14 protein-coding genes and 1 pseudogene are annotated in these 17,277 nt (G+C 69.6%); 9 read left to right on the top strand and 6 right to left on the bottom strand.

Annotated elements, in window-relative coordinates; all coding sequences use genetic code 11:
* Positions 1-50 precede the first annotated feature (50 nt).
* Both ACQPY0_RS57815 and ACQPY0_RS57810 read left to right on the top strand, forming a co-directional pair.
* A pseudogene (locus ACQPY0_RS57815) lies at positions 51-188 on the top strand (helix-turn-helix domain-containing protein); the annotation flags it as partial.
* 917 nt (positions 189-1,105) lie between these two features.
* A complete protein-coding gene (locus tag ACQPY0_RS57810; RefSeq protein WP_432982111.1) occupies positions 1,106-2,557 on the top strand; it encodes an ATP-binding protein in 1,452 nt (483 codons plus the stop codon).
* Positions 2,558-2,736: 179 nt separating this feature from the next.
* On the opposite strand, the gene ACQPY0_RS57805 is transcribed toward ACQPY0_RS57810, so the two are convergent.
* Positions 2,737-3,942: a hypothetical protein gene (locus ACQPY0_RS57805; RefSeq protein ID WP_432982108.1), complete on the bottom strand. Its 1,206-nt coding sequence runs from the start codon at positions 3,940-3,942 to the stop codon at positions 2,737-2,739.
* Positions 3,935-4,339, bottom strand: coding sequence for a sigma-70 family RNA polymerase sigma factor (locus tag ACQPY0_RS57800; protein WP_432982105.1), 405 nt, complete (start codon positions 4,337-4,339; stop codon positions 3,935-3,937). Before ACQPY0_RS57800 ends, ACQPY0_RS57805 begins: the two co-directional genes overlap by 8 nt.
* On the opposite strand from ACQPY0_RS57800, the gene ACQPY0_RS57795 reads away from it, so the two are divergent.
* The 4 genes from ACQPY0_RS57795 to ACQPY0_RS57780 all read left to right on the top strand — a co-directional run bounded on the left by ACQPY0_RS57795 (position 4,266) and on the right by ACQPY0_RS57780 (position 9,564).
* A complete protein-coding gene (locus tag ACQPY0_RS57795; RefSeq protein ID WP_432982102.1) occupies positions 4,266-4,700 on the top strand; it encodes a sigma factor in 435 nt (144 codons plus the stop codon). The two genes, ACQPY0_RS57800 and ACQPY0_RS57795, sit on opposite strands and share 74 nt — an antisense overlap.
* A gap of 759 nt (positions 4,701-5,459) precedes the next feature.
* The gene (locus ACQPY0_RS57790; RefSeq protein ID WP_432982099.1) at positions 5,460-6,272 is read left to right on the top strand and encodes an NAD(P)H-binding protein; all 813 of its coding nucleotides are present in this window, start codon (positions 5,460-5,462) and stop codon (positions 6,270-6,272) included.
* A 5-nt stretch (positions 6,273-6,277) separates the two neighbouring features.
* Positions 6,278-8,758 carry a valine--tRNA ligase gene (gene valS, locus ACQPY0_RS57785; RefSeq protein WP_432982096.1) on the top strand — a complete coding sequence of 827 codons (2,481 nt, stop codon included), beginning with the start codon at positions 6,278-6,280 and terminating at the stop codon, positions 8,756-8,758.
* Positions 8,755-9,564 (top strand): TrmH family RNA methyltransferase, encoded by an 810-nt coding sequence (locus ACQPY0_RS57780; RefSeq protein ID WP_432982093.1) that lies wholly within the window; start codon positions 8,755-8,757, stop codon positions 9,562-9,564. Before valS ends, ACQPY0_RS57780 begins: the two co-directional genes overlap by 4 nt.
* Before the next feature lie 38 nt (positions 9,565-9,602).
* On the opposite strand, the gene ACQPY0_RS57775 is transcribed toward ACQPY0_RS57780, so the two are convergent.
* From ACQPY0_RS57775 to ACQPY0_RS57760, 4 genes are all read right to left on the bottom strand, one after another.
* Positions 9,603-11,345: a VWA domain-containing protein gene (locus ACQPY0_RS57775; protein ID WP_432982090.1), complete on the bottom strand. Its 1,743-nt coding sequence runs from the start codon at positions 11,343-11,345 to the stop codon at positions 9,603-9,605.
* Between the two features lie 193 nt (positions 11,346-11,538).
* The gene (locus ACQPY0_RS57770) at positions 11,539-12,348 is read right to left on the bottom strand and encodes an endonuclease/exonuclease/phosphatase family protein (protein ID WP_432982087.1); all 810 of its coding nucleotides are present in this window, start codon (positions 12,346-12,348) and stop codon (positions 11,539-11,541) included.
* Positions 12,349-12,352: 4 nt separating this feature from the next.
* A complete protein-coding gene (locus ACQPY0_RS57765; RefSeq protein WP_432982084.1) occupies positions 12,353-12,991 on the bottom strand; it encodes a hypothetical protein in 639 nt (212 codons plus the stop codon).
* A gap of 53 nt (positions 12,992-13,044) precedes the next feature.
* A complete protein-coding gene (locus ACQPY0_RS57760; RefSeq protein WP_432982081.1) occupies positions 13,045-14,016 on the bottom strand; it encodes a hypothetical protein in 972 nt (323 codons plus the stop codon).
* A 252-nt stretch (positions 14,017-14,268) separates the two neighbouring features.
* On the opposite strand from ACQPY0_RS57760, the gene fabG reads away from it, so the two are divergent.
* Genes fabG through ACQPY0_RS57745 form a run of 3 tightly spaced genes read left to right on the top strand, consistent with a single transcriptional unit; the run spans position 14,269 to position 17,274 of the window.
* Positions 14,269-15,033, top strand: a complete 765-nt coding sequence (gene fabG / locus ACQPY0_RS57755; protein WP_432982078.1) for a 3-oxoacyl-ACP reductase FabG — start codon at positions 14,269-14,271, stop codon at positions 15,031-15,033.
* Positions 15,034-15,055: 22 nt separating this feature from the next.
* On the top strand, positions 15,056-16,228 hold the full coding sequence (locus ACQPY0_RS57750; protein WP_432982075.1) for an acyl-CoA dehydrogenase family protein: 1,173 nt from the start codon (positions 15,056-15,058) through the stop codon (positions 16,226-16,228).
* Entirely contained in the window at positions 16,225-17,274 is a 1,050-nt protein-coding gene (locus tag ACQPY0_RS57745; protein WP_432982072.1) for an acyl-CoA dehydrogenase family protein, read from the top strand. Before ACQPY0_RS57750 ends, ACQPY0_RS57745 begins: the two co-directional genes overlap by 4 nt.
* Positions 17,275-17,277: the final 3 nt, after the last annotated feature.

Here is a 17,277-nt window from a genome sequence, read left to right as displayed (position 1 = left end):
GATATCACTATCAAGAGTGATACTGGTTGGGCCGGCGGTGGTCCGCCAAGACCACGGGACGCGTGTCGCAGATCGAGCAGGGCCAGGTGACGGGCCAGGACGTGGTCGCCCGTTTCGCGGCGGCGCTCGGTGGGCGCCTCCGTCAGGCGATCTACTTCGACGACGGCGACATCGCAGCTATCGCCTGACGACATCCGATGGAGCAACGCATGTAGCAACGGCCGCGCACGACGGCACTCATCTCCGACCCATTCCGGACCTCACCGCAGCCCGGAAACCCCGCTATCACGAACCTGCGTTGATCTGAAAAGCGGAAGGGCGGCGGTTCGACCCCGCCCCTGCCCACAAGTCCTTCGCCGGGCTTCGGAGACCCTGACCAGCGGAAACGTGGTCGGGGTCTTCTGCTTCCGGGCCCGCTCGTTGCCCGCCGCTAGTTGCACGCATGGACCTTGCAGCTCACGGCAACGCTGCGAAGCTTCCACTGTTCTCGGCAACGTGAGCTGGCCCCACTGCGGCAACGAAAAGTGGCTCCACCTGGCGCCGGCACTCGGTACCGATGGGATAGGCGACCGCCGGTGGGTTTGATCCTTTGGCAACTTGAGTTGGCCCCGCCCGCGGACTCCGACGACCCCTGCCACGAGATCGATGGCACTCGGCCCCGACGGCGACCGTCTGACCATGGATTGCGTCCGCGTTGACCAGGGCTGCTGCCGCGCCGCTTCGGCTCCTCGGCGCGCTGGGCGCGCCTGCGGTGCGGGTCGGCTTGCCATCGAAATCGACTGAGGCAGTCCATCGAAGTTAGCCAACAAAGCGGCGCCCGATCGCCCCTCGACGAGGTGGGGCCAAGACGAGTTACCAAGCGATGTACGCCGATCGAAATGGTGCCAATTGATCTTGCCAGGGTGGAGCCAGAAGATGTTGCCAGGAACATTCCACGTTCGATCGTGGCCAAGCATTGAGACAGTGTGGCGGGCGAAGGCCGAGGGTCGACAACGACGCAGTCGGGCGATGCAGGCACGTCAGCCAGCTTTGCGCTGTTCGATGCAGTTGCGCTGCGGCGCTGAAGCCTAGGTCGTGGGTTATGGCGAGTTATGAAGTGGTTGTGATGAGCGAGGTGGCGGATCACAAGGACTTCATAACCTGTCATACTGAGGCAGCCTTGGCTGCCCATGACATAGGACGTTATTCGGTCAAAGAAGTCGATGTGGACGGCAAGGCCGTGATCGCGATCGTGGTTAAGCGACGCGAGGAGGGCTTCGCTCAAACGAGCGATGGCCGAATTTTGGTCCGAAAGGGAGCACGTAACGTCGCCTTGTTCGGCGCCGACGCCTGGGAATTCATGAGTAGTCGAAAACTGCGGAGATTCGAACGCGCGAATTCTGAGGTGTCGCTCGAAGAGTGTGAACCCGAAGCCTTGCATGAGCTGTGTGAAGTGTACGGGTGGTCTCCTTCTGCCCCCGATCTACCGGACCGGCTCGGTGAGCGCGGGCTAGTAGTCGATGGATATCTGACTATCGCTGGCGCGTTGTTTCTCACCACTCCTTCGCGCTCATTGCAGCTAAACAAAGCGATTATCGAGGTTCGTAGGTACCCAGAAGGCGATGGATTTGACTATGATCGGCGAGAAGTCTTCGACGGAACTCTTCCCACTCAGGTTCGCGGCGCGACCACATTCATTTCGGAGGAACTTGGGAGTGACCTCGTAGTCACTGGCCTGTACCGATACGACATTCCAAAGCTCCCGGAGGTGGTTGTTAGGGAAGCGATCGCTAACGCGGTAGCTCACCGGAGCTATGAGATCAATCGCACGGCGATCCTCGTTGAGATACGTCCTAATGTGGTTGTGGTTCGGTCTCCAGGTGGCTTGCCTGAGTCGGTTACGGTCGAGACGATCCGGCAAGCGCAGGCTGCGCGGAATCCGGACATCATTGATGTGCTGCGGCGGTTCAGTCTCGCCGAAGATGCTGGCCGGGGCATCGACGTCATGGAGGACGAGATGGAGGAGGCACTACTCGATCCTCCGCAATTTATCGACGATGGTAAGTCGGTAACAGTTCGCCTTCCATTGCAGGGCCCGATTACACCTCGCGAACGTGCATGGGTATCCGACTTGGAGCGGCATGGACGAATTTCGGGATCAGACAAACTACTGCTGGTTCACGCCGCCCGGGGCAACGAGCTAACGAACGGGATTGCGCGAGGGATTCTCAAGACCGAAGATAGCGGTGTGGCGCGTCGGGCCCTCCAGAGGCTCCGCGATGCGGATCTACTTGAGCAGACGGGCGAGCGAGGGAGTTCGACCTACTATCTGGCGGAGTCAATCGCTCCGCCGGCGGCCTATCGGTTCTCCCTTAAGCAGCTGACCGAGATGGTGCTGGACGCTGCTGAGGTTGAGGAGCTCTCGAACGAGCGTGTGCGTGAGCTAACGGGGCTAAACAGGCAGCAATCTTTGAGTCTGCCTCAGCAACTCGTGCGTGATGGGCGCTTGGTACAGACTGGATCACGACGTGGAACGAGGTACGTCTTGCCATCAGATGAAGGCGAGGGGCTCTTCTAGGCACAGGCTGGCGGTGGCTGAACCAGCGTCGCCCTGGCTGGCCTGTTGCACACGAAGCGCACGGCCGGGCAAGTCAGGCACGCTGACCTGCGAATATAGGTCTGTTGGACTGGCTTTGGAGGTCGTGCCATGCACGGCCCGCCACGGGACTGGGTCCGTGGCGGGCCGTTGTTCCGGGCTCAGGCCTCGGTCACCTGTACGGTCGCCGAGTTGCCGTCCGACTTGCGGTTCGGGTATCCGGCACCGTTGGTGTCGACCGCGTTGGCGTACACGGTGCACTGGTGGCTCAACGGGCCGGCCGGTGCGGTGAGCGGGATGGTGACGACTCGGTCCGCGCCCGCGCCGATGCTGGGCAGTGTGCAGTTGACCGGGGTCTCGCCGGGTGTGAAGCGGCACTCCGTGCTCGGCTGCGCCTGCCAGCTCGCGTCGATGTTGAGCGAGAACTGCAGCTTGCCCGGCGTGGCGAACTGGGCCCCGTTGTGGATGGTCACCCGCAGGGTGCCCGCCCACGAGCCGTCACCCTGCCGGGTCATGGTCAGCCGGTCGGCGGTGATGGCCAGGTCGGCGACTTTCGGGTTGGGCCCGAACGCGGTCGGCCCGCCGGTCTGGGTGAACCGGTCGCCGTTCCAGCCGTACGTGCGCCACTGGTGCTGGGACGCCTGCATCGCCTCGCAGCAGGGCCGGTACTCGCCCACGTCGACCCGGACCTGGCCGTTGTCGCCGGCTTCGATCGCCCAGATCGTCATGATGTCCGACCCCTGCTTGCCGGTGTTGCCGGCGCTGCCGACGACCTTGCCGAGGGTGACGACCTTGCCGGTCGTGTCCCGGTCGAGGGCGATGACCTGGTAGTCGCTGCCTTGCGGGCTGCACGAGACGAGGGCGACCGTCTCCTGCGCCCCGTCGTGGTCGACGTCCACGTAGACCGGGTCGCCCTGCAGCGCCTCGATACCGTTGTGCCCCGCCTTGCCACCGGTGAACTTCACCGTGCCGGTCGGGCAGCTGTCGTCGAAGCCTTTGGGCCACGCCGGGATGTCCAGCGTCGCCTTGGCCAGGTCCGTCTTGCTGATCCGGCCGTCCGGCGCCGCAGAGACGGTACCCGTGGCCGACCCGCTCGACTCGGGCGACGCCGGGCCGGACGTGGCGCTGGGCGAGTCGCCGGTCACGGCCGGCGGGCCGTGCGAGTCGTCGCCTGCCGCCGCATACGCCACGACCGGCGCCGCCACCACCAACGCGGCGAGTGTGGTCGCGGCAATCATCCGCACCCGGTGCCGGCGGAGCACGGTTTCGTGTGCCGCCGCGGTACCGGCCGGCTTGACATGCGGTGCGACCTCGTCGCGGAAGTCCGCGAACGCGCCGGCCAGCAGTTGGTCATCGAAGTCAGCCACGGTTGTTCTCCTTCTCGGTCAGTTGAGCGGCCAAAACCACGCGCCCACGGTGCAGCCAGGACTTGACCGTCCCTTCGGCAACACCCTCCTGACGCGCGATGTCATTGATCGGTAGATCGGCCAGGTAGTGCAGAATCACCGCACGGCGCTGCTGTGCCGGCAGCGTGCGCAGGGCCTGTGCCAGCGCCACCCGGTCCGGGCTCGGCGCCGCCACATGCTCCTCGCGTTGCCGCCGGGCGTACTGCAGCGCGGTCCGCGTCCGCCGCCACCGGCTGGTGGCCAGGTTCCACGCGACCCGCCGCACCCAAGCAGCCGGATCGTCCATGGCCGCGACGCGCTTCCACCGGGCCAGCGCCCGGCAGAACGCCTCCTGCACCATGTCCTGCGCCGTCGCCATGTCGCGGGTTGATCCCAGCTTCGACGAATTCGTCAAAGGCAGTTCCACCGGTCTGATCCGCCTCGCGTACCTGCTCACCGGTGACCGGGGGCACGCCGAGGACCTGCTGCAGACAGCGTTGTTGCGAACCGCGCGGCACTGGTCCCGGGCGCGTGACGCACCTGACGCATACGTACGTCAGGTGCTGGTGAATTTGTCCCGCGATCGGATCCGGCTGCTGTTCCGGCGTCCACGGGAGACACCGTTCCCCCACGACCCGGAGACCCTGCGGATCACGGACGGCGGATACGACCATGCCGGGCGACTACCGGGGTGGTCGCGGCAGCGGCCGTCGCGGCGACGATCGGCGCGGTCCAGGTGAGCCGCGACACCGGCTCCGACCAGCTGAGCGAGGCATACATCCACACGCGGATGCTGCACGCCCTCGAGAGCGCGAAGAACTATGTCGTACACACATCCAGCCGCTCACAGGGAACTCGACACGAGGTATGGGTCGATCGAGTCACCGGAGACAGCCGGGATGACGGTTGGGACAAGAACGGTGTCCACTTCGTCTCCATCACGAGACGGCACACCCAGGACGGCTCGGTCACCATGCTCATCGTCTACTACGACGAACACGAGTGGATCGAACTGCACGAGCAGGACAAGGACCGAAACTCATCATCCGAGAGCGCCCCAGTACCGGTCGACCGGGGAGGCGGCCCGGTTCGGACGCCACCGAAGTGGGCGAACATCTTGAATCCGGGCTCGATTCGTGCGGCACTCGACAGCGGCACGCTGCGGCTCCTCAGCAAGGAGCGTATCGACGGATACGAAGGACGCGGAATCGTTCCTGGTCCGCCGGATGAATTCCGGTGTAGAAAACCAGGTGAACAACGAGGTCACGTACGATTGGCTGCCCCGCACTGCGGAGAATCTCGCACGGCTCGAACTCACACCACCCGCCGGTTTCAAGAATATCGGCTGAATCCGTGGCACATCTTGGGCGAACCGGCTTCCGCGGACGGTGACGCTGGCCTTCGACGGCCAGGCCGCACGCCCACCCGACGAGGGCGGACAAGGCGATCGTCGGCACTCGCTCGCTGCCGGAATCCGGCTGACGGCGGATACTGGCGGCATGATCGTGGTTACCGGGGCCTCGGGGCAGGTCGGTGGGCGGGTTGGCCGGTTGTTGAGTCAGCCGCACATTTTGTTGGTGCGGGACGCCTCGAAGGCGCCGCGGACCGGTCAGGAGGTTCGGTTCGCCGAATACGCCGACACGGGCGCGATGACGGACGCGTTTCGCGGGGCCGGCACCGTCTTTCTCGTGTCGGCGCGGGAGGACGCCGATCGGCTGGCGGCGCACCGGTCCGCCGTCGACGCGGCCGTGGCCGCCGGGGTTCAGCGGATTGTCTACCTGTCGTTCTTCGGGGCCGCGCCCGACTGCACGTTCACGTTCGGGCGGGACCACTGGTACACCGAACAGCATATTCGGCAGACCGGGCTCCGGTTCACCTTCCTGCGGGACAACCTCTATCTGGAAATGATTCCCCGGCTGGCGGGAGAGGACGGCGTCATTCGCGGGCCGGGCGGGGACGGGCGGGTCGCCGCGGTCAGCTACGACGATGTCGCCGCCTGTGTCGTCGCCGTTCTCAACGGGGAGCACGACGGGCGGACGTACAACCTGACCGGGCCCGAGGCGTTCTCGCTCGCCGAGGCGGCCGGCGTGCTGGGGCTGCGATACGTCGCGGAGACCGTCGAGGAGGCCTATGCCTCGCGGGCCCGTTACGGGGCGCCCCGGTTCGAGGTGGACGGGTGGGTCACGTCGTACCTGGCCATCGCCAATGGCGAGTTCGCACAGGTCAGCGGGGATGTGGAGCGGCTGACCGGGCGGCGGCCGCGAGGGCTCGGGGAATTGGGAGGTGGGTCCGGCGGCCCGGCCATAGCATGAGGTGTATGCCTGATACCGATCGCATACCGCAGCGTCCCAGCCTCGACGGCCTCGAGGAGAAGTGGGCGCGCGTATGGGACGTAGAGGGCATCTACCGGTTCGATCGCTCGGCGCCGCGGGAGCGGGTGTTCTCGATCGACGCGCCGCCGCCGACGGTGAGCGGAGCGCTGCACATCGGGCACGTGTTCTCGTACACGCAGACCGACATCGTCGCGCGATACCAGCGCATGCGCGGCAAGACCGTGTTCTATCCGATGGGGTGGGACGACAACGGGCTGCCGACCGAGCGCCGGGTGCAGCTGACATTCGGGGTGCAGTGCGACCCCACGCTGCCGTACGACCCCGATTTCACCCCGCCGGCGAAGCCCGGGAAAGAGCGCGTGCTCGTCGGCCGGCGCAACTTCGTGGAGCTCTGTCAGCGGCAGACCGAGATCGACGAGCAGAGCTACGAGCGACTCTGGCGGCACCTGGGGCTGTCGGTGGACTGGTCGCTGCTCTACACCACCATCGGCGAGCGGGCCCGGGCCACCGCGCAGCGCGGATTCCTCAACAGCCTGGCCCGCGGGGAGGCGTATCCGCTCGACGGGCCGACGCTGTGGGACGTGACGTTCGGCACCGCCGTGGCGCAGGCCGAGCTCGAGGACCGGGAGCGGCCGGGCGCGTTCCACCGGATCAGGTTCGGCGAGTTCTTCGTGGAGACCACCCGGCCCGAGCTGCTGCCGGCGTGTGTGGCGCTCGTGGCGCACCCCGAGGACTCGCGGTTCGCACCGCATTTCGGCAGTACCGTGCGGACTCCCCTGTTCGACGTGGAGGTGCCGCTGCTGGCGCACCCGCTCGCCGACCCGGCGAAGGGCAGCGGGCTGGTGATGGTGTGCACGTTCGGCGACCTCACCGACGTGATCTGGTGGCGCGAGCTGGACCTGCCCACGCGCACCGTGATGCAGCGCAACGGGCGGCTCGGGCTGCAGGCGCCGGACGGGGTGGACGAGAACCTCTACGCGCCGGTGGCGGGGCTCACCGTGAACCAGGCGCGGGAGAAGATCGTGGCGCTGCTGCGCTCGTCGGGGGAGCTGGACGGACAGCCGCGGCCGATCACCCACTCGGTGAAGTTCTACGAGAAGGGGGACCGGCCGGTCGAGATCGTGGCGACCCGGCAGTGGTACATCCGAAACGGCGCCCGGACGCCGGAGCTGCGCGAGGCGATGCTGCGGCGGGGGCGGGAGCTGTCCTGGGAGCCGGAGCACATGCGGACGCGCTACGAGCACTGGGTCGAGGGGCTCACCGGCGACTGGGTGATCAGCCGCCAGCGCTTCTTCGGGGTGCCGATTCCGCTGTGGTACCGCCTCGACGCCGACGCCAACCCGATCTACGACGACCCCATCGTTCCTGAGTCGCTCCCGATGGACCCGAGCAGCGACACGCCGCCGGGGTTCGAGGAGATCGACAGGGGCATGCCGGGCGGGTTCGTCGGCGACCCGGACGTCATGGACACCTGGGCGACGTCCTCGCTCACGCCGCAGATCGCCGGCGGCTGGCTCGATGACCCGGACCTGTTCGCGCGGGTGTTCCCGATGGACATGCGGCCGCAGGCGCACGAGATCATCCGGACCTGGCTGTTTACCACGGTGCTGCGCTCGCACCTCGAGCACGGCGTGCTGCCGTGGCGGCACGCGGCCATCGCCGGCTGGATTCTCGACCCGGACCGCAAGAAGCTGTCGAAGTCCAAGGACAACGCCAAGGACTCGCCGGAGGAGCTTCTCGCACAGTACGGCGCCGACGCCATCCGCTACTGGGCCGGCAGCGCCCGCCGGGGCGTGGACACCGCATTGGACGCCAACCAGCTCAAGGTGGGGCGGCGCCTCGCGGTGAAGCTGCTCAACGCGAGCCGGTTCGTGCTCGGCCTCGGCGAGGCCACCGGCCGGAACGTGACCGAGCCCGTCGACCTGGCCCTGCTCGGGGCGCTGTCCGCGGTGGTGCGGGAGGCGACCGCGGCGTTCGACGCGTTCGACTACGCGAAGGCGCTGGAGGTCACCGAGCAGTTCTTCTGGACCTTCTGCGACGACTACGTGGAGCTGGTGAAGGCGCGCGCCTACGGGGAGGCCGAGCCGGCCGAGGTGGCCTCCGCCCGGGCGGCGCTGGCGATCGCGCTGTCGACGGTGCAGCGGCTGCTGGCGCCGTTCCTGCCGTATGTGGCCGAGGAGGTCTGGTCCTGGTGGCAGGAGGGCTCCATCCACGTGGCGCTGTGGCCGGAGGCCCCCGAGGCGGCCGACACCGCGCCGCTGGAGCTCGCGGCCGAGGTACTCGGGGTGATCCGCAAGGCGAAGTCGGCGGCGCGGCAGTCGATGCGGGCCGAGGTGGCCCGGGTCGAGGTGGCCGGGCCGGTGGCGACGCTGGAGCGGGTGCGCGGGGACCTCACGGCGGCCGGGAACGTCCGCGACTGGGCCATCTCGGAGGCGGAGGAGCTCTCGGCTACCGTCACGCTGTGAGGGAACTCCAGGCGGTCGGTGTCCAGCATCCCGCAGTACGGCAGGTGCAGCACATCCAGAACAACACCGCACCGAACCGGTACAAGCTCTTCGTCGCCGAGGGGCTGTGGGCGCACAACATGCTGCTGGAGGCCGGTGCGCCGATCGACACGTTCTTCTGGTGCCCGGAGGCGATCTACGCCGACGAGGCGCACAAGCGGGCCGAGGAGATCGCGGAGCGGGCCGAGCGCTCGTTCCGCATCTCCCTGCGTACCCTCGAAAAGATCTCCGAGCGCGACAAGCCCGACGGCCTGCTGTCGCTCGCCGCGCTGCCCCACTGGGAGCCCGAGGACCTGCGGTTCGGCAAGAACGCGCTGGTGCTGGTGGCCGACGGGCTGGAGATCCCCGGCAACCTCGGCACGCTCATCCGCTCGCTCGACGCGTGCGGGGCGGACTGCCTGGTGCTGACCAACCGCAAGACCCGGCTCACGCATCCGAAGGTGATCCGGGCGAGCCAGGGGACCATTCTGACCGTACCGACGCTGGAGTTCCAGACCGTGGACGCCGCGATGGCGTGGCTCGACTCCCGGAACTTCACCGTGCTGCTGGCCGACACCGACGAGGCGGTCAACTATCGCCAGGCCGACTACACCGGGCGCACCGCGCTCGTCGTGGGCAGCGAGCGGTACGGCATCGGCAAGGGCTGGTACGGCCGCGGATACCAGCGAGTCGCCGTCCCCATGCTCGGGTCCGGCGACTCGCTCAACGTCTCCGTCTCCGCGTCGATCCTGCTCTACGAGGCACAAGCGACGAAGTCGCGGTGGTAGGTACGGCGCGGAAATCGAAGTGGTAGTGCAGTGCCGGCCTACTTCGGCGGCGCCGCGGCCTGGCCGCGCAGCGAGATCGCCTGCAGGAAGATGTCGCCGATCTTCGCCGGGTCGGGCGCGACGAACGTGCCGCCGCCGACCGCGTCGGTGATCTGGCGCATCGCCGCCTCGCCGACCTTGTCGCCGATGCCGATCAGAATCACCTGGATCGGCTTGGCCGGGTCCTTGACCTTGTTGAGCTCGGCGATGAGCTGCTCCAGCGACAGGCCGCCGGCGGGGTCGTCGTTCTCGCCGTCGGTCATGACGATGATCGAGTTGATCCGGCCGCTCTCGTAGCCGCTCTGCACCGTCTTGTACGCGGCGAGAATGGTGTCGTAGAGCGCGGTGTCACCGTTCTTCTTCGGCTGGATCGTGCCCAGCGCCTGCAGGCACTGGGCGCGCTGGCTGACCAGCGGCCCGATCGGCACGAGTTCCTTGTAGTCCTTGGCCCCGTCCAGCTGGGTGGAGAACGTCCACACGCCCAGCGCCCAGGAGTCGTCGAAGAGGCTCATGCCCTTGCGCGCGGCCTCCAGCGTGACCTGCATGCGGGTCGCGTTGCCGGCGGTCGGCACCGGCGTCAGCATCGAGCCGGAGACGTCGAGGACGGCGAGCATGCGGGCCGGCAGCGTGATCGCCTGCCACTTGCCCAGCAGGCCCTCGATCGCCGCGGCGTCGGGCAGTTGCGTGGCGGCGAGCGCCGCCGGGGCGTTGGCCGGGGTCTGGAAGCCCTTGCCCGGGGCGCCGTCGACGCCGCGCAGCCCGACCGCGCCGAGCTTGTCGCGGAAGCCCTGCGAGTCGAGCGACTTGAGCAGCTCGCCGGCGATGCTGGCCTTGCCGGAGTCCAGCACGACATACGGGTAGTCCAGCGCCGGCGCCGCCGGCTCGGCGTAGAGCGCGGCGAGGCGGACCGGAGGCTGCTGCCCGTTGTACTGGATGACCGCCTGCTCGGACAGCGGCGCCACGCTCAGCCCGCTGCCCAGCGCCGCCGCGTCGCTGCCGCGCGGGAACTTCTGCATCAGGTCGGAGCGGACCGAGGAGCGTCCGGCGGCGAGCGCCCGCAGCGCGGCGGTGGCGGTCTGCGTGGCCTGGGCCGTGTTGCCGCCGCCCGCGGCCTGGGCGACCGCGGCCAGCGTCAGCAGGCCGCTGAGGCCGGTCGAGTCGCGGCTCGGCTCGACGATGCCGACCTTGACCTTCTGGTCGGTGGCGACCTTGCCGATCAGGTCGGCGTAGGTGATGTTCTTCTGCGGCCAGCCGAAGGTCGTCGCGATCGGCTCGGGCATCGCCAGCACCACGGGGCTCATGGCGATCGACTTGGTGTCGGCCGGCACGGCCTGCGGGCTGACCGCGCGCACGCGCTGCAGCCACAGCGAGGAGTCGGCGACCCAGACGTCCGGGATGCGGGTCTTGCCGTTGGCCTGCCCGACGCCGGTGAGTGACTTCTCGGCCCGCCCGGCCAGGGCGGCGGCGACGTCGGCCGGGTCCTCCTCGAAGACCTCGATGTCGACGCAGTTGCCGTTGGCCTTGGCCTGCTCGGCCCACTCGGTGGCGTGGGCCTTCAGCGCCGGCGCGATGTCCGCGGGCGTGCCGATGCTGAGCTTGGCGGCGTTGCTGCCGCAGGATGGCTGCGAGTACTTACGGAACGCATACCAGCTGCCGGCGAGGACGACGAGCACGGCGACGGCGGCGGCGCCCAGCTTCAGCGCTCCGCCCGACGACCCCGCTGTGCGGTGACGACCTTTCACGGCTCTTTATCCTCCGGACCGGCAGCCTCTGGGGCCTTGCGCCTTCGGTTGAAAAATCACTGACGGTACGCATCCCAACAAACGAACGCCTAATCTACAAGGCGCCGAAGAATCGTAGTTATCCGAACACCGTTCGCAATCGCCACCGGACAAACCGTCGGATCCAGGCATTGCGCGTTGGCTTAAATCCGCATTAATCGATCTTCAGCGTGCCGGGGCGATCACGAAGGGTCACCAGCAGTGGGCGGTGGTCCGAGAACGGCACGGGCGGGCTGGCGACGCCGGTCACCCGAGGCAGCCGGTCGAAGCCGCGCCGATCGGCCAGGACGTGGTCGAACTGGACCTGCGGGGCCGAGGCGGGATACGTGGGCACGCCGGCCAGCCGGTGCCACCCCGAGAACAGCCACGGCAGCCCGCCGGGCAGGTTGAGGTCCGCGAGCAGCACCCGCGGGGCGGGCAGGGCCCGCAGCGCGCGACGCACGATGCGCAGCTGGCGGACGTTCCAGCCGGGCACGAAGGACAGGTGGGTGCTGGCGACCGTCATCCGGCCGATCGGCGTCGCGAGCACCGCGGCGACCATGACCCGCGGCTCGTCGTCGAGCAGCATCACCCCCATCCGGCGCGGCCCCGGGATCATGATCGGCGCGCGCAGCGGGGCGGCGGGCAGGCGGGTGACCCGCCACTCGAGCACTGGATAGCGGCTGACCAGGGCGACGCCGTAATGCGGGTCAGTGCCCTGACCGTCCTCGTCAGTCGCCGCTCGGAAGCTCTCCCCGGGAGTACCCACAACCGCCGGCACGAACAGGGCGTGCTCGGCGCCGAGCGCCTCCGCGGCGATCATGGCCAGGTCGGCGTTCCCGCTGCGCGGCTGCGCGCGGTCGACCTCCTGCAGGCCGAGCACGTCGGCGTCGAGCGCGCCGATCGCGGCGGCGATCCGGCCGGTGTCGACGAGCCCGTCGGCGAGCGATCGCCCGTGCATGAGGTTGAACGTGCCGAGCCGCATGCCCTCATTCTCGTCGCTTGATCTTGCCCACCGCCGCCTTCGCGATCGTCTCGGTCTCCGCCCGGTTCACGCCGGGCTGCCCGAAGTGCACGATCGTGCAGGTCAGGCCGTCGACGCGGACCGTGAGGAGATAACCGCTGAGCTCGAAGGTGTCCTCCGCGGTGCCGCCGCCCGCCGTCATCGCGAAGACGTGCTCGTCCTCGCCCAGCTTCGGGAAGTCCCCGACGGCGGTGACGCTGACGGTCGTCGTCTCGCCGTCGTTGGTGTCCGTGAAGCTGGCGCACCTCGCGGCCAGGTCCGCGAGTCCGGTGCCCAGGCCGGTGCCGATGCTCTCAGCGAGGAACGGGCCGGTGCCGCCGGCCTCGAAGCGGGCCGCCTGGCCGCCTCCGGTCGGGGTGCCTCCGCGGAAGTAGTCGAGGAGGGCGTCGCAGCCGGGGACGCTGGGGCTGCTCGCGGTGCTCACCTCGGGGGTGGCGTCGGGTGGGCTGGTCTCGTACCCGTCGGGAAGGTCGTCCGGCTCCAGCAGCGGCCCGGCGCTGCGGTGGGCGGCCGCGGCGCTGGGGGTTGCGGCCGGCTTGCCGTCGCCGCCGCAGGCGCCGAGCGCCAGCGCGGCGGAGCAGAGTGCGACCGGTACCAACCTCATACCGGCATCATCCGGGTTCTTCGCCGTGGGGATATTGAGAATCCGGATAACCGCTACGGCGCGACCGTGGGCTGCGAGCCCTGGTGGAGTGGGGTGCGCGCGCCGGTGGCGAGGTCGACCGCGGTGATCCAGGAGTGGCCGTTGTACGCCGCCGTGAGCACGCCCGTGCGGGTGCCGGCGTACACCATCTCGCGGTCGTCGGCCTTGCCGATCCGATGGCGGTTGCTGCCGGTGGAGTCCGCCTCGGTCACGGCCACGGCGGTGCCGTCGGTGGTGTACGTGGTCCAGGTGACCTTCTGGCCGTCGGCGCGCCAGGCCGGGACGACGCCGAAGCCGTCGGTGCCGTTGCCGCCGCCGCCGTACACGTCGATCGCCTGCTCGCGGCCCGTCGCCACGTCGCCGATGCTCAGGCAGTTGTCGGCGACGCTCTCGCACTCGCCGCCGCGGAAGGCGATCCGGGTGCCGTCGGGCGACCAGGCCACGGCGTCGTCGGTGCGCAGGCGGTCGACCAGGTTGCCGGCCCGCGCCCGGTTGCCCTCCATGATGAAGCCGACCTGCGGGGCCTCCTGGTCGCGGCAGGTGGCCGGGAACAGCGGCTCGGAGGCGGTGCCGCCCTCGACGCCGACGCGGAAGACGCCCGGGCCGCCGGTGCAGGACAGCGCGGAGTACGCGATCCACCGGCCGTCGGGCGACCAGGACGGCCCGCCGGCGATGCGGTCGCTGACCTGGTGCTTGTCCTCGCCGTTCGCGCCCATCACCCAGACGGTGCCGTTGTGCAGGTACGCGAGCTTCGTGCCGTCGGGCGAGAACCGCGGGCGGGCGTTGACCTCGTCCTCGGTGAGGCGCACCTCGCCGGTGCCGTTGCTGCGGTAGATCACACCGCCGCGGACGTACGCGATCGGCTTGTCGTTCACGGTGGCAGGGGCCGAGGCGTGGGCGGCGGTCGCGCCGAGCAGCGTGGTCAGCCCCGCAGTGGCGGTCAGGCCGGCGATCGTGAGCGCCTTCGTGATCGACTTGCCGTTCATCCTTGCCCCCCGTTGTGCCGTCTCGTCCCTGTGACGCCGAGACCCATCGGCGCAACCTTGTCGCACCTGAACGGTTCCCGAGCGGGAACTTGTGGCTTTTCCGTCATTCGGACATTTCTCGCAACCGGTCGCATCTCGATTCGCGCATCTGCCGAAAATCCGGCAAAACCACCGGTCGTCGGCACCGGAGAAGAAGATGCACTTTTAGCGCATACTTCCCGGGACCGTGTCTCACGAGCGAGGATCGGAGTCGTGACCAACACTGACTTCAACCGTGTCGCCATCGTGACCGGCGCGGCCCGGGGCATCGGAGCCGCGACCGCCGTCCGCCTCGCCGCCGACGGGCACGCCGTCGCCGTGCTCGACCTCGACGAGGCCGCCTGCAAGGACACCGTCGAGCAGATCACCGCCGCCGGTGGCCGGGCGCTCGCCGTGGGCGCCGACGTCGCCGACGCCGAGCAGGTCACCGCCGCCGTCGAGCGGGTCGCCGCCGAGCTCGGCCCGCCACTGGTGCTGGTGAACAACGCGGGGGTGATCCGGGACAACCTGCTGTTCAAGATGACCGACACCGACTGGGACACGGTCATGGGCGTGCACCTGCGCGGCGCCTTCCTCATGAGCCGGGCCGCCCAGGCGCACATGACGGCGGCGAAGTTCGGCCGGATCGTCAACCTGTCCTCGTCCTCGGCGCTGGGCAACCGCGGGCAGGCGAACTACTCGGCGGCCAAGGCCGGGCTGCAGGGCTTCACCAAGACGCTCGCGATCGAACTCGGGCCGTTCGGGGTGACCGCCAACGCCGTCGCGCCCGGGTTCATCGCCACGGACATGACCGCGGCGACCGCGGCGCGCATGAAGGTCGACTTCGAGACGTTCCAGAAGGGCGCCGCCGAGCAGATCCCGGTCCGCCGCGTGGGCCGGCCCGACGACGTCGCGCACACCATCTCGTTCCTGGTCAGCGACGGCGCCGGGTTCGTCTCCGGCCAGGTGATCTACGTGGCCGGCGGGCCACTCGACTAAGCACCGGCCGAAGGAGAGACGGTTGAGCACAGCGTACGACCTCGCCCGAGACTTCCTTCGGGAGAACGACCCCGCCCGGCTGGACCCGCTGGACTTCCTGCGGGCGCGCTTCGACGCGGGGCTGGCCTGGGTGCAATACCCGCCCGGCCTCGGCGGCCTCGGCCTGCCCCGGGCCGAGCAGCCCGCCGTCGACCAGGTCTTCGAGGCGGCCGGCGCACCCGGCAACAACCCGCGCCGCATCGGCATCGGGCTGGGCATGGCCGCCCCGACGATCCTGCGCCACGGCACCGACGAGCAGCGCCGCCGCTGGCTGCGGCCGCTGTGGACCGGCGAGGAGGTGTGGTGCCAGCTCTTCAGCGAGCCCGGCGCCGGCTCCGACCTCGCCGGCCTCGCCACCCGGGCCGTGCGCGACGGCGACGGGTGGGTGGTCGACGGGCAGAAGGTCTGGACGTCGATGGCGCACGAGGCCCGCTGGGCGATCCTCATCGCCCGCACCGATCCGGCCGTGCCGAAGCATCGCGGCCTGACGTACTTCGTGCTGGACATGACCGCCCCCGGCATCGACGTGCGGCCGCTGCGCCAGATCACCGGCGAGGCCGAGTTCAACGAGGTGTTCATCACCGGCGTGCGGATCCCCGACTCGCACCGGCTCGGCGAGGTCGGCGACGGCTGGGCGGTCGCCCAGACCACGCTCATGAACGAGCGCGTGTCGATCGGCGGCCAGGCCGTGCCCCGCGAGGGCAGCACCATCGGCATCGTCGCCGGCCTCTGGCGCGAGCGGCCCGAGCTGCGCTCGCCCGGCCTGCACGACGCGTTGCTGCGGCTGTGGGTGGAGGCGGAGGCGGCCCGGCTCACCGGGGTGCGGCTGCGCCAGCAACTCGCCGCGGGCCAGCCCGGTCCGGAGGGTTCGGCCTCGAAGCTCGTCTTCGCCCGGCTCAACCAGGAGATCTCCGCCCTGGAGCTGGACCTGCTGGGCGAGGAGGGCCTCCGCCACGACGAGTGGGTCATGCGCCGCCCGGCGATGGTCGACTTCGCCGGCCGTGCCGCGGGCTACCGCTACCTGCGCGCCAAGGGCAACTCGATCGAGGGCGGCACCTCGGAGATCCTGCGCAACATCGTGGCCGAGCGAGTGCTGGGCCTGCCCCCGGAGCAGCGGGCCGACAAGGACGTCGCGTGGAAGGACCTGCCCAAGTGAGCGATCTGCTGTACGGCGAGGTCGAGGAGGAGCTCCGCGCGTCCGTCCGCGCCCTCCTGCGGGACCGCACCGACCTGACCCGCGTCGAGGGCCCCGACCCGATCGACGTCAAGCTCTGGCGCGCGCTCGCCGCCGACCTGGGCTGCGCCGGCCTGCCGGTGCCCGAGTCCGCCGGCGGCGCCGGCGCGAGCTGGCGGGAGACCGCCGTGGTCATGGAGGAACTGGGCCGCGCGGTGGCACCCGTGCCGTTCCTGGGCAGCGCGGTACTCGCGACGGCCGCGCTGCCCGCGGGCGATCCGTTGCTGGCCGACCTGGCGGCGGGCACGCGCACCGCGACGCTGGCCGTGCCCCTCTCGGCGGATCGGGTCCGCTTCTCGGTCTCGGCCCACGCCGAGGCCCTCGACGGCACGGTCACGACGGTCGCCGACGCCCTGACCGCCGACGTCCTGCTGGTCCCGACGGCGGATGGGCTCTTCGCGGTGGACGCGGCCGACGCCGTCCGCACGCCGGTCGTCTCGCTCGACCTGACCCGCCCCGTCGCGGACCTGGAGTTCCGCGGCGCCCCGGGCCGTCGGGTCGCGCCGGACGCGGCGCCGCCGGTGACCCGCGCGCTGCTCGCGGGCGCCGCGCTGCTGGCCTCCGAGCAGCTCGGGATCGCGGAGTGGTGCCTGGCGACCACGGTCGAGTACGCCAGGACGCGCCGCCAGTTCGCCCGCCAGATCGGCTCCTACCAGGCGGTCAAGCACCGCCTGGCCGACCTGTGGGTCTCGGTGACCCAGGCGCGCGCGGTGGCCCGCTACGCCGCCGACTGCCTGGCGAACGACGACCCGGACCTGCCGGTGGCGGCGTCGCTGGCCCAGGCCTTCTGCTCGCCGGTGGCGGTCAAGGCCGCCGAGGAGTGCGTGCAGCTGCACGGCGGGATCGGGTTCACCTGGGAGCACCCGGCGCACTGGCGGCTCAAGCGCGCCCGCGCCAACGCGACCGCCCTGGGCTCGGCCACCCGCCACCGCGCCCACCTCGCCGAACTGGTGAACCTTCCCGCGTAGGTG

Source organism: Dactylosporangium sp. CA-233914, from assembly GCF_050942935.1.
Taxonomy (GTDB): domain Bacteria; phylum Actinomycetota; class Actinomycetes; order Mycobacteriales; family Micromonosporaceae; genus Dactylosporangium.
Note: the sequence above shows the minus strand (reverse complement) of the source record. Positions and strands in the feature narration are given on the sequence as shown.